This window comes from Pseudomonas sp. B19125 (assembly GCF_044218855.1).
Classification (GTDB): Bacteria; Pseudomonadota; Gammaproteobacteria; order Pseudomonadales; family Pseudomonadaceae; genus Aquipseudomonas; species Aquipseudomonas edaphica.
In genome coordinates this window covers 3,364,158-3,377,396 of the sequence record NZ_CP162589.1, presented here as the reverse complement: position 1 = coordinate 3,377,396, position 13,239 = coordinate 3,364,158, and the positions used below count along the sequence as shown (strand labels likewise).

The 13,239-nt window shown below is 59.7% G+C and carries 9 protein-coding genes; 3 read left to right on the top strand and 6 right to left on the bottom strand.

The genetic code is table 11. The annotated features are described in order from the left end of the window. Window positions 1-11 precede the first annotated feature (11 nt). From AB4P96_RS15350 to AB4P96_RS15340, 3 genes are all read right to left on the bottom strand, one after another. Window positions 12-191: a hypothetical protein gene (locus AB4P96_RS15350; protein ID WP_017138150.1), complete on the bottom strand. Its 180-nt coding sequence runs from the start codon at window positions 189-191 to the stop codon at window positions 12-14. Between the two features lie 156 nt (window positions 192-347). Then, window positions 348-1,523: a lactonase family protein gene (locus tag AB4P96_RS15345; protein WP_395599732.1), complete on the bottom strand. Its 1,176-nt coding sequence runs from the start codon at window positions 1,521-1,523 to the stop codon at window positions 348-350. After that, window positions 1,510-1,806: a DUF5629 family protein gene (locus AB4P96_RS15340; protein ID WP_017138148.1), complete on the bottom strand. Its 297-nt coding sequence runs from the start codon at window positions 1,804-1,806 to the stop codon at window positions 1,510-1,512. Before AB4P96_RS15340 ends, AB4P96_RS15345 begins: the two co-directional genes overlap by 14 nt. Before the next feature lie 186 nt (window positions 1,807-1,992). Between AB4P96_RS15340 and AB4P96_RS15335 the strand changes: the two genes are divergently transcribed. Further along, window positions 1,993-4,959, top strand: a complete 2,967-nt coding sequence (locus AB4P96_RS15335) for a dermonecrotic toxin domain-containing protein (protein ID WP_395599731.1) — start codon at window positions 1,993-1,995, stop codon at window positions 4,957-4,959. A gap of 102 nt (window positions 4,960-5,061) precedes the next feature. Here the strand turns inward: AB4P96_RS15335 and AB4P96_RS15330 are convergent, their stop codons facing one another. Beyond that, complete coding sequence (locus AB4P96_RS15330; RefSeq protein ID WP_099549313.1) at window positions 5,062-7,437, bottom strand: RND family transporter; 2,376 nt, start codon at window positions 7,435-7,437, stop codon at window positions 5,062-5,064. Window positions 7,438-7,452: 15 nt separating this feature from the next. Then, window positions 7,453-8,490: a YCF48-related protein gene (locus tag AB4P96_RS15325; protein WP_178075643.1), complete on the bottom strand. Its 1,038-nt coding sequence runs from the start codon at window positions 8,488-8,490 to the stop codon at window positions 7,453-7,455. Between the two features lie 300 nt (window positions 8,491-8,790). Between AB4P96_RS15325 and AB4P96_RS15320 the strand changes: the two genes are divergently transcribed. After that, a complete protein-coding gene (locus tag AB4P96_RS15320; RefSeq protein ID WP_017138144.1) occupies window positions 8,791-9,906 on the top strand; it encodes a Gfo/Idh/MocA family protein in 1,116 nt (371 codons plus the stop codon). 35 nt (window positions 9,907-9,941) lie between these two features. Here the strand turns inward: AB4P96_RS15320 and AB4P96_RS15315 are convergent, their stop codons facing one another. Beyond that, window positions 9,942-11,567 (bottom strand): methyl-accepting chemotaxis protein, encoded by a 1,626-nt coding sequence (locus AB4P96_RS15315; RefSeq protein WP_099549310.1) that lies wholly within the window; start codon window positions 11,565-11,567, stop codon window positions 9,942-9,944. A gap of 234 nt (window positions 11,568-11,801) precedes the next feature. Here AB4P96_RS15315 and AB4P96_RS15310 point away from each other — a divergent pair, with 234 nt between their 5' ends. After that, window positions 11,802-13,229: a nucleobase:cation symporter-2 family protein gene (locus AB4P96_RS15310; protein ID WP_017138142.1), complete on the top strand. Its 1,428-nt coding sequence runs from the start codon at window positions 11,802-11,804 to the stop codon at window positions 13,227-13,229. Window positions 13,230-13,239: the final 10 nt, after the last annotated feature.

The window sequence follows — 13,239 nt, the reverse complement described above, 5'->3', positions numbered from 1 at the left end:
TTGGCTCAAGCTCAGTGCTGGGCTTTGTGATCCAGTGCGGCATAGAAGTTGGCGCTTTGTTGCAGGTATTTCTGGGTGTAGGCGGTGGTGGTGGATTTTTTGCCGGTGACTTCCACGCTGGCGGCAGCAGGCAATGCCACGGTGGCGGAAACAGCGGAAGCAGCGATGATGGAGAAGAGGTTCAAGTTCATGGCGGTAACCCTTGTGTTCGTTTGGTTAGGTGGCCGGGGAAGGCCTTGGAACCAAACTTACGCCCGAGGGTTAAACCTTAGAAATGCTTTGAAACAGTAGCCGCTATTAATAGAATTAATACAAAGGGTCAGGCCCCGCACTGCGGGGCCTGTGGCTTATTGACGCACCAGGAACTTGAGGTCGCTGGGCGCATCGATCGACTGTTTCTGCACGGTTTTACCCAGCAGGCCGGTCTTGGGGTCGCGTTCGACCACCACGATTTCATTGCTTTTCTGGTTGGCGATCAGCAAAAACTTGCCGCTCGGGTCCAGGCTGAACTCGCGCGGGTGGTCACCTTCTACCGAACGGCGCTGCAGTTCCTTGAGGTGCGCGGTGGCCGGGTCGATGCTGAACACCAGCACCTGGTTGGCCGTGCCACGGTTGCTCACGTACAGGAATTTGCCGTCGCTTGAGGCGTGTACGGCCGCACCGGCCTTGTCGGAAACCGGCTGCCCGGCGGCAAAATCGACCAATTGGGTCTGGCTGAGCTTGCCGTCGTTGTAATCGAACACAGCCACCTGAGCGCTCATTTCAGTGGTCAGCCAGGCATGCTTGCCGTCAGCGCTGAACAACAGGTGGCGCGGGCCGCTGCCCGGTGGCAGTTGCACAAAGGCGGGATCGGCCGGGGTCAAGGGCAGTTCGTGGTTGGCCTTGGGATCGTAGTGGTAGGCAAACACCTTGTCGGCGCCCAGGTCCTGCACAAACACATACTTGCCGTCCGGTGACGACACTACCGAGTGGACGTGGTTGGAGGCCTGACGCTCCGGGTTCACGCGGCTGGCCGGGTGCCCGCTCAACTGCACCGGCGCCGACAGCTTGCCGTTGGCGTCAACCGGCAGCACGGCCAGGCTGCCGCCCGGGTCTTCCAGCACCGAATAGTTGGCGACGAACAGGTAACGGCCATCAGCGGCCAGGCTGGAATGGGTCGGTTCGTTGCCCAGGCTCTGCACCTGGTTGATCAGGCTGAGCTGATGATTCTGCGGGTCGATGCTGTAGCTGCTGACGCGGCCGACCGGATCTTTTTGCCCTGGACCGTTCTCGTTGACCACAAACAGGTGCTTGCGGTCTTTGGAAATCGTCAGCCACGAGGGGTTGGCCGCTTTGGCCGCCAGCACGGGTTTGCCGCTGAATTGGCCGGTGCGGCTGTCAAATTGCAGGCGGTAAATACCTTCGCTGGTGCCGGCGGTGTAGCTGCCGACCAACAGTTTATAGGTGTCGGCCGGCGCGGCTTGCACCGACATCGCACCGACACTGCCCGCCATCAACAGGGGCCAGAATTTACGCATCATCATCCGCTTCGTCCTCGTCGTTATTGTTGCCGGTGACGCCGCTCATGCAGACCAGGCGATGCTCGCCCGAGTCACCGGTAAGGGTCCAGCTTTGCAAGGTGGGATCAAACACTGCTGCTTTGACTTGCTCCAGGCTGAAGCTCCAGCGCTTTTCGGCGCGACCGTCCATGCAAATGATCAACAGTTTCTGGTCATCCAGGCTGAAATCAAAGGTGTGCAGCCCATCGATTTCAACCATCTGGCAGTCTTCAAAAGCATGCAGCAAGGTAGCGGTGTCGGCAGTCATAGACATCAATCATCAAGGGGAAAGCGCTCATGATAGGGCAAATTACTGCATCAGCCTAAAACCCTGCCTCAAACACACCAACGCGCATCATGCAGTACCCAGATACCGCTCCTTTACCACGAGATCGACGTTAACTCGCCATGACACCTGTGATGTTCGATTAACCAATCGTGGAGACCTCAAAAAATGCTACCACCGTCCATCAACGAGCCGCCTGCCAGCGATGTGATGCTCGCGCAATGCCCAAGCATGGGCGCTACCGTCAGCGCGCAGTTCGCAGACCGTCCCAGGCTTGAAGCCGTCGTTGAGCAAATGTTGGCGACAACCCTTACGCAAAAATACCCGGGGATGGCGCTGGACCTTTCCCGCACCCAACTGGCGACGCCCCAGGCCGATGGGCGCTATACCTTCGAGCGACTCACGACAAAAGCGCTGGACTATCTGGCCGATGGGGCCGCCTTGGACTTTAGTGCGGTAGGCTCGCACGCCTTTTTCCTCACTGAGCAGGCACCCACGCCCATCACCACCCCCGCCGGTGACGCGCTGGACATGATGCAGGTCGAGGCACTGATTCGCGAACTGGCCTGGTCGCTGCCGATCGGCCTGCAAGATGCCTTGACGGCCTATTGGAACCCGGCCGGCGAGCTACCCAGCCGTTGGAGTTTACTCAGTGAGAGCTTGGTGCAAGCGCTGCAGATTTCAGTGCTGACCCAGCCAGGCTTGAGCGATATTGAGCGCGAGACGGTACAACAGGTCATTGACTTCCCTGACAGTTATCCGCGTCAGCAAAATAACGACAGCAACACCCTTGTCTACGAACTGGAAACCTACCTGAACAGCGCCAGCGGCAACTCGGTTTTATTCGCCCCCGAGCTGTTGCTGGAGCGTACCGTCAATACGCATACGGTCGTTCTGTTATGCCATCCGGGTGGAAAAATCGAAACATTTAGCTCAATGGATGCCTTTAACCAGCATTGGGGCAGCGCCCTCACCGCTCAATACAGCGTCGATTCGCTGAGCTGCAAACGTTACGAGGTTTATGGCGATGCGTTCGGGCATCAAGCCGAACTGATCCTGAATCAACAATTACTCAACATTGAAGCCGTGAAACTGCCCTGCTCCTTCGGGAAGGCTAAGCTGCAAGCGCTTTACCATGAGCTCAGTGACCCGACGCCCTGCTTTGCCAACACGACCCAAGTCCAGGCACAGTTTCAGAACGTGCTGAGCCCGCAACTGCCAGACTGGCTCCAAAACGCCTCGCACATCCCCAAAAAAAACTACTCCCGCTACAGTTTGGGGTTGGCGAACAGTAAGCGGCTCAGCAGGGGCCATACCTTTCTCAGCGGCATTACGGACATCAACGCCTTCACCACCGCCGCCTTGTCAAAGGCGCTCGACGCCGAGCAGCAAAGCCTGCCCGCGAGCGACGAAGAGGCTGCGCTACCCGAGACCTATGCGCCCGACAAAGTGCTTGTCACGGTGACCCCTGCTGCTGACGCTGAAGACACCGCACAGGGCATTTCCACTGAGTCGATGAGCCTGACAGACCTGGTGATCACCTGCCTGAAAGGCCGCCCTGCTGGCACCTTTACCCTGGCGCACCGTGACGGCCTGCCCCTGCCTGGATGGTTGACGGCGGACTTCATCACCCGCAACGGCGGGCTAATTGAGAGACTCGACATCGGCAAGGCTTATTCCGACTACCTCGAAACACAGTTATTGAATCACACGCCAGAGTCTTTCGCGCGCAAGCGCCAGCTCGTCGCCCAGCTATGTTATCAACTACCGTTGCAGGCGCTGGAGTTGCATCTGAAACAACCGAGCAGTGTCAGCGCACTGGCCGCCGGATACGTTGCCACGCTGCTGCAGCACAACGCCAACGAAGCCTCCATTGGCAGCAAAGGCTTCGTCGACACCCCATCGGTGATCATTCAACCGTTGGCACTGTTGCGCGCAGCGCAAGCGGAACCTGACGTCGTCAGCGCTATGTTCATCATCGAAGCGCAGGACAAGAGCAAAGGCCCCCATCTGCTTTACCGCCCCTTTTATGCACACGCCTTATGTGAGTTCGCCACACGCGACGCGCTGTTGAATGCTATCTCGCAGCCAGGAGAACTGCACGACAGTGTGCTGGCCTGGATGTCCGATGAAGCCCGGACTGACTATGACAACGGTGGACTCCTGGCACCCCATCCCCTGGATGTTGGCCTGAATGCCGAGTCTGTACCCGATTCACCCCTACCCACGGCACAACTGGCCGATCAACGCGAGGTCGACAAATCGCTGACAAGCATGAACTTCTCCAGCGCCCAGTCCTTCCTCTACTTCTACATCGTAGAGGCGCTGACCAATGTGGGAGGTGATGGCGCGTCGCTGAATAAAACAAAACGCTGGGCAGCATTGCTGGAAATGGGCGGCGGCCCGTTTGATGCGTTACTGCAGCCGCAACAGCGAGCACCGGTTTTGCTGACCGCCTGGCTAGGCACACTGGTGAATCAATTGACGCCTGATCTGCCTGCACTCAATAGCAATGACCCCATCACACGCGAAGTGGCCATAGCCGACATGACACTCAACCTGGCTATCCTGCTCGCTGAAAGCATGCCGGTTGCCTCGACCACCGAGCCTGTGGACGCCACGCTCAAAGACCAGGCGTTACGCCCGCCCGCGCCGCGTCAATCCCAAGAGGGACGGCAGCTCTCCAGCAACGTGGTACTGACGGAAAACGTCATTGGCTACTACTACGGAGCCAACAAAAAGCTCGATTCAGCACTGGAATTTGGATACACCTTTTTCCAAAACAGAATGCCGTACGGGCATTGGGCGAACGTCACCAGCTTTTTCGGCTTTGCCTGTTTTGAAGCGCTGCCTGAAGCTTCGTCTGACGGCCCGTACCGAGGGCTCTACCGGATCGACAACGCCTGGCACTTGAACGTCTCTGGGATTCTTTTCAAGGTCATCATGCTCGACGACGAGCGTGTGGCGATCGTTCGCGCGAGTTCAGGCAACCGCGGACCTCGCGTAAAAGTCGACGAGCAAGGCAATTGGTCGTTCGATATGAGCCTACGCGTAAAAGGCGGTAGCGTGCTCAAGCGCCTGGCCACCGAACGCACCCGCAGGACCCAAATCCCGCCAGCCGTGGCAGGCCTGTAGCGTGCAAAACAAGGCACGGCTTCGCCATCGGTAGGCACACAGTAAAACGCCCGACGGGTCAGGTCGGGCGTTTGTTTCCAAATTGCCTGTGGTCAAGCACGCTCAGTGCGCAAACAGCGAGTTGCCCTTCTGCCCCGCCAGCTTCTCGGGTTTGATCAGGAACCGCGCCAGTGCCGGCAACAGCCACAGCGCACCGAACATGTTCCAGAGCAGCATGAAGGTCAGCATCAGGCCCATGTCGGCCTGGAACTTGATAGCCGAGAAGATCCAGGTGCACACACCGATGGCCAGGCACAGGCCGGTGAACAGCACGGCTTTACCGGTGGACTTGAGCGTCTGGTAGTAGGCCTCTTGCAACGGCAGGCCCGCGCGCAGGAAGCTTTCCAGGCGGCTGTAGATGTAAATGCCGTAGTCCACGCCAATCCCCACGCCCAGCGCCACCACCGGCAAGGTTGCGACCTTGACCCCGATGCCCATGAACGCCATCAGGGCGTTGCCCAGCACTGAGGTCAGCACCAGCGGCAACACGATGCACAGGGTCGCCGCCCAGGAGCGGAAGGTGATCATGCACATGGTGGCCACGCACAGGTACACCAGAATCAGGATGGTCAGCTCCGACTGCTTGATCACCTCGTTAGTGGCAGCTTCGATCCCGGCGTTACCGGCGGCGAGGATAAATTCCAGGCCGTCCTTGTTGTTTTCCCTGGCGAAGTCCTGCACCGCATGCACGGCGCGGTCGAGGGTTTCGGCCTTGTGGTCGTTGAGGAACACCAGCACCGGCGCCAGTGAGCAATTGTTGTTGTACAGGCCGTCGGCGCGGGCAATGGAGTTGTTCAGTACGTCGGGGTTACGCGACAGGGTTTCCCATTTGAGGTTGCCCTCGTTCATGCCCTTGATCATCTGCTTGGACACGGTCACCAGCGAGATCGCCGACTGCACGCCCTCGGTGTTCTGCATCTTCCACATCAACTGGTCGATGGGCGCCATGGCTTCATAACGCGAGCAGCCTTCGGCCTTGGTCTTGACCATCACCACCAGCACATCGGAGCTGGTGGAGTAGTTACTGATGATGAAGTTGTTGTCTTTGTTGTAGCGCGAGTCCGGGCGCAGTTCCGGCGCGCCCTGGTCGAGGTCGCCGATCTTGAGGTTCTGGCTGTACCAGAGGCCGCCGCCGAAGGCGACCAGCGCGAGCAGGATCGAGACTGGCGCAACTTTCGCGCTGGCGAATTTGGACAGCAGGCGCCAGAACGGGTGTTCGCGGTGCGCGTCTTTCTTGCTCTTGGCGATCGCGCGCTTGCTGATACCGACATAGGAGATCGCCACCGGCAGCAGGATCAGGTTGGTGAACACAATCACCGCCACGCCGATGGACGCGCCGATGGCCAGTTCACGGATCACGCCGATGTCGATGATCAGCAGCGTGATAAAGCCCACGGCGTCGGCGAGGATCGCAATCATGCCGGGCAGGAACAGTTGCCGGAACGTGCGCCGTGCCGCGGTCAGGGCGTTATCTGCCTCGCTGGATTGCAGGGCGATGCCGTTGATCTTCTGCACGCCATGGGAAATACCGATGGCAAAGATCAGGAACGGCACCAGCATCGAATAGGGATCCAGGCCGAAGCCGAAAAAGTGCATCAGCCCCAATTGCCAGATCACCGCCACCAGCGTGGTACTCAACACCGCGACAGTACTGCGCAGGCAGTTGGTGAACCACAACAGCAGAATCAAGGTGATCACAAACGCGATGCCGAAGAACATCACCACCATTACCAGGCCGTCGATCAGGTCACCGACCTTCTTGGCGAAACCGACGATATGGATCTTGACGTTGGGGTTTTGCGCTTCGAATTTGTCGCGGATCTTGTCTTCGAGTTCATGGGAAAACTTGCGGTAGTCCAGGGCCAGCAACTTGCCTTGGTCCTGCGGGTCCGGGTAGGACTCCAGCAAAGGAATATCGACGATACTCGACTTGAAATCGTTGGCCACCAGACGCCCGACCTGGCCGGACTTGAGCACGTTGTTGCGCAGTTGGTCGAGGCTTTGCGGCGAGCCGTTGTAGCTTTGCGGGATCACTTCACCGCCGGCAAAACCCTCTTCGGTGACTTCGGTCCAGCGCACGCTGGGGCTCCACAGCGACTTGAGGCCCGAGCGGTCAACGCCGGAGATGTAGAACACCTCGTCGTTGATCTGCCTCAGCGTCTCCATGTACTCCTTCGAGAAGATGTCGCCATCCTTGGCCTCCACCGAGATGCGCACGGTGTTGCCCAGGTTCGCCAGGTCGTTACGGTGCTCCATCATCTTTTCGATGAAGGGGTGCTTGAGGGGGATCATCTTTTCAAAGCTGGTGGACGGGCGGATCAAGGTCGCCTGCCAGAACAGGAAAATACTCACCAGCAGGCAGATAACGATCACTGCCGGGCGGTTGTTGAAGATCAGGCGCTCAAGAAAGGTCGCTTTATCGTTGTGATGACTGCTCATTCTTTCCCCGCCTTCTTATTGTTTTTCGAGTTCAGCGCCGGTTGGCTTGGCAACACGAACGCCGCCCTGCCCCGCCAGAATCAAGTTGCCATTGCCCGCCGCCGTGACCGAGGAGAGCGAAATGCGGTCCGGGCGGTTGAATACGCTGAAGGTCTGGCCGTCGTCGTGGCTGATCACCACGCTGCCGCCGTTGCCGACCACCACGATGGCACCGTCATCGAGCAACGTCGCCCCCGACAAGCCAAACTCCAGGGCACCACGCGCCGCATTCAACGCCACTGGCTCCCACGTGCTGCCAAAATCGGTGGAGCGGTAGAGATTGCCGCGCAGGCCATACGCCAACAGGGTCTGCGGCTGGGCGGTGCCGATCACTCCGAACAGCGAGCCCTCATAGGGGCCTTCGAGTTTTTCCCAGGTCTGGCCGTCGTCGCTGGAGCGGAACATGCTGCCCTGCTCGCCGACGATAAACAGCCCGGCACCCTTGATAGCGGCGATGGCATTGAGGTGGAACTGGTCTTCGTTGTCGAGGCGATCACTCACGTCGTCCCAGGTTTTGCCGCCGTCGGTGGTTTCGATCAGCGCACCGTAGGCGCCCACGGCCAGGCCATGCTCGGCATCCTTGAACCACACGTCGAGCAATGGCGCTTCGCGCTTGAGGTCCTGGTATTGCTGAGCCCAGGTGGCGCCACCGTCGGTGCTGGCCAGGATCTGCGCGTCATGGCCCACCGCCCAACCGTGTTTGTCGTCAACGAAATACACCGCCGTGAGCAGTTGCCGGGTCGGCACTTTGGCTTGGGTCCAGGTGTTGCCCTGGTCATCGGAATAAAGGATGTGCCCGCGATCGCCGACCGCCACCAGGCGCTTGCCGGCATGCACGACATCGATCATCAGGCCTTTGGCGGCCTTGGGAGACTCAATTGCAAATACCGGCTGTGCGCTGCTGGTGTCGCCGGTTGCCAGCGCGGGTGTCGACAACGCCCCAAGCAGCGAGAGCGCTGTGGCCAGCATCGCAGCCCTGCGTGCGGCGCGCGGGCGGCAAACAGCCCAACCCATGACAGGCTCACTCATAGACCTTTCTCCCCATTTATTATTGTTAGGTGGTCTCGCCTTCCCGGGCTCTGAAACCTGCAATCTAGAGCGCCTGGAGGAAGCAGGGGCCATCCTATCGGGCTTTGGAATCGTCTGACAATCGGCGCTACGTTATCTTTTGTTAACTGACGGGTTTTGGCGCTGGCCTGAATATGCCTGCATTACCCAGGCTGATTAATGAATTTTTATTCCATCTATTGAATTATGGGAATTTTTATTCCATTAATAGCCTTCCTGACAACAATAATCCAAAGGACCACGGCGATGCGTGAACTCGGAATCGGCTTGATCGGTACAGGCTTTATGGGGCGCGCCCATGCGCTGGCGTTCAACAATGCCCGCGCGGTATTCGAACTGCCGGTACACCTCAAGCTGGCGGCGCTGGCCGATGCCGACACCGAACGCGCCCAACGTTGCGCCACGGCCTGGGGCTTTGCCCAGGCCCACGGTGACTGGCAGGCGCTGGTCAACGACCCTAATGTTGATGTGGTGGCCATCACCACGCCCAATCACTTGCACTACCCCATGGCCATGGCGGCCATTGCGGCGGGCAAGGCGGTGTATTGCGAAAAACCCCTGGCGGTCAGCCTGGAACAGGCCGACGCCATGCGCCGTGCCGCAAGTGCTGCCGGCGTGGTCACCCGGGTCGGTTACAACTACCAGCACAACCCGATGATTGGCCTGGCCAGGCAGATGATTGTCGACGGCGAACTGGGCGAGATCATCAGCTTCCAGGGCGAGTTCAGCGAAGACTTCATGGCCGACCCGGCCTCGCCGTGGTCATGGCGCTGTGAAGTGGAACATGCCGGTGGCGCGCTGGCGGATCTGGGCAGCCATCTGCTGTCGATGGCGCGCTATCTGGTGGGCGACGTGGTGAGCGTGTGTGCCGACACACACACCGTGCATGCCCAACGCCCTGCCGTCAAAGGCAGCAACGCGCTCAAACCCATTGCAGTGGATGACCAAGTGCATGCACTGCTGCGTTTCGCCAATGGCGCCCGTGGCACCGTTAGCAGCAGTTGGCTCAAGCAGGGCTACAAGAACCACCTGAGTTTTGAAATCAGCGGCACTCGCGGCACGTTGGCGTTCGATCAGGAACGCTTGAATGAACTGCGCGTATGCCGCGCCGGCCAGGACGGTTTCCAGCGTGTGCTCGCCGGGCCCGCCCTGACCGGCTATGCCGCATTCAGCCCGGCTGCCGGGCATCAACTGGGTTACAACGAATTGAAGACCCTGGAAGTGCAGGAGCTGGTCATGGCGTTGGCGGGGCAAGGTGCAGCGGGCACTGACTTTGAAGCCGCCTGGGCGGTCGAGCGGCTGGCAACGGCGATTCGCCTGGCCGCCCGTGAGGAGCGCTGGGTCGACGTAGGTGAGGTCTGATCAAGGGGAGCGGCGTGCTCCCCCGTGTGCTCAATTCAGATAACGAACCGCGCGACCATCCCATTCAGATCCACCGCCAGGCGCGACAGTTCATGGCTGGCCGCGCTGGTCTGGTTGGCACCCGCCGCCGACTGAGTTGCCAAGTCGCGGATGTTGACGAGGTTGCGATCCACTTCACGGGACACTTGGGCCTGCTCTTCCGAGGCGCTGGCGATGACCAGGTTGCGCTCGTTGATCAAGCTGATCGACTGGGTGATCTGCTCCAGGGCCACACCGGCCGCGCGGGCCAGCTCCAGGGTGGTCTGGGTGCGTTGGTTGCTCTGTTGCATTGATTGCACGGCTTCACCGGTACCGCTCTGGATGCCGGCGACCATCTTTTCAATTTCCTGAGTCGATTGCGCAGTGCGGTGCGCCAAGGCGCGGACTTCGTCGGCCACCACCGCAAACCCACGCCCGGCTTCACCGGCGCGCGCGGCTTCAATCGCTGCGTTCAGCGCCAGCAGGTTGGTCTGTTCGGCAATCGCGCGGATCACGTCGAGCACCTTGCCGATATCACGGCCCTGGGTTGCCAGGCCTTCAATCATCAACGCAGTGTTTTGCACGTCCTGGGTCATGGTCTGGATTGCACCGACGGTTTCCACCACGCGGTCACGCCCTTCCCGCGCCGCCTGGTTGGACTGGCTGGAAGCTTCGGAGGTGGACACCGCATTGCGCGCCACTTCTTCGACAGCGGCGGTCATCTCGTTGACGGCCGTGGCGGCCTGGTCGATTTCGTTGTTTTGCTGTTGCAGGCCTTTGGAGGCTTCTTCGGTGACCGCACTGAGCTCTTCGGCGGCAGACGCCAGTTGCGTGGCCGAGCCGGCGATGTGCTGGATGGTCTGGCGCAGGTTGGTTTGCATCGCCGACAAGGCGCCCAGCAGGCGCGCAGGCTCGTCCTTGCCGGCATCTTCGATAACTTTGGTGAGGTTGCCACCGGCAATGGTTTCGGCCACTTCCAACGCTTTGCGCAGCGGCGTGACGATGCTGCGGGTCAGCAGCCAGGCGAGCAGTACCGTCATGAGCGCCGCCGCGACGGCCACAATGACGATGCCCGTCACCGCCTGCTGGTAGCTGCCTTCAGCTTCCCGGCCGGCCGTGTCGGCATCGGCACTGTTGATGGCGATCAGTTTGTTCAGTTGCTCGCCCATCAGGTCGGTGCCGTCCTTGATGCGCGTATTGATGAGGGTGCGCATGTCCTCGACTTTATTCTGCTGGGACAACGACATCATTTCAGCCTGGGCGGCCAGATAGCTGTCGAGCGTGGCGGTGAAAGACTTGTATAAAGCAGCCTCATCAGCACCCGCCGGCAAAACGGCATAGGCGCTCTGGGCCTGCTTGACCTTGTCGACCAGCACGGCCACGCGGGTTTTGGCCTCTTCGAGCGCGGCCGGCTCGCGGTTGATCAAGATGCGGAACGAGAGAATGCGCAAGCGCAGTACGTTCTCGGTCATGTTGCCGAGTAACTTCACGCTGGGTAACTGGTTGGTCCCCATATCTACTGAGGCCTGGCGGATCGTACCCATGCGGTTGACCGCAAACACGCCAAGAATCACAACGAGCAATGCAATGAACGCAAAACCGAGAAAAGCGCGAGGTGCAATATTCAGATTACGAAGGGACATAGCGGTGCTCTCAAGAAGTAGTGTTGGCGCGCATCCCTGCCGCGACACGATCCGTTAGCGGCAACGCGCGTCTCGGACCGTCAGGCGCCACTGTTTTAATTGGTGTGTGGGCCTATTCAGGCTATCGGCAGGCTTGAGAAATTAATCGGTACATTTCGAAATATTTTTTCACACTTCTGACAGCCGACACTTTCTGGCATCCTGCGCCTCCATTTTCTGACCCGAGCCTGCACTTTGTCTGACGCTCAAGCTCCCCGCCCCCGCTATAAATCCGACCTGATCTACGGCCTGGAAGACCGCCCGCACTTCACCGCGGCGATTTTTGCCGCGCTGCAACATGTGCTGGCCAGCTTCGTCGGCATCATTACGCCCACGCTGATCGTCGGCGGCGTACTCGGCCTGGAAAGCGAGGTGCCCTACCTGGTGAGCATGGCGCTGTTCGTGTCCGGGCTTGGCACCTTTGTGCAGGCGCGCACATTCGGCCCGGTGGGTTCCGGCCTGTTGTGCCTGCAAGGCACCAGTTTTTCGTTTATCAGCGTGATCCTCAGCGCCGGGTTCATGGTCAAGGCGCGGGGCGGTGGCACCGACGAGATTCTCTCGACGATTTTTGGCATCTGTTTTTTCGCCGCGTTTATCGAGGTGGTGCTCAGCCAGTTCATCGGCAAGCTGCGCAAGCTGATTACTCCAGTGGTCACCGGCACCATCATTACCTTGATGGGTTTGTCGCTGATCAAGGTAGCCGTCACCGACATGGCCGGCGGCTTTGGGGCAAGCGACCTGGGTGCAGCGGGCAACATGGGGCTGGCAGCTCTGGTGCTGTTGACCATCGTGGTCCTCAACCGCTTCAGCAACCCGTTCCTGCGCCTGGGCTCGATCGTGATCGGCTTGACCCTGGGTTTTGTCGTTGCCTGGATGATGGGCCGTGTGGATTTGGCCGCCCTGCCCCAGGTGCCGTTGATCAGCGTGCCGGTGCCGTTCAAGTACGGGTTCTCGTTCGATTGGGTGGCGTTTATCCCGGTGGCGGTGATCTTTTTGATTTCGCCGCTGGAGGCTGCCGGAGACCTGACCGCCAACTCGATGATTTCCCAGCAGCCGGTCAAAGGCCCGCTGTACATCAAGCGCATCAAGTCCGGCCTGTTGGCCGACGGCCTCAACTCGGCGATGGCAGCCACGTTCAACAGCCTGCCAATGGTGACCTTCGCCCAGAACAACGGCGTGATCCAGCTTACCGGCGTGGCCAGCCGCTATGTCGCGTACTTTATCGCCGGCCTGCTGGTGCTGCTGGGGCTGTTCCCGATGATCGGCGCGGTGCTGCAACTGATGCCCAAACCGGTATTGGGCGGTGCCACGCTGATCATGTTCGGCACCGTGGCCGTGGCCGGGATCAAGATCCTCGCCGAAGCCGGGCTGCACCGGCGCAATGTGCTGATCGTGGCGATCTCCCTGGGGATGGGCCTGGGTGTGGCTGCTGTACCGCAAGTGCTGCGCGACCTGCCCAAGGCGCTGCACAACATCTTTGAATCGCCGATCACGGTGGGCGCGTTCTGTGCAATCCTGCTGAACATTTTCTTGCCGGAGGAGTTCTTAGAGCTGGAAGAGGATGAATTTGATCCGGAGTCCTCTACCCTCAAGGTCATGCAGGATCCGGACGTCACGAAATAGGAGCACCTTT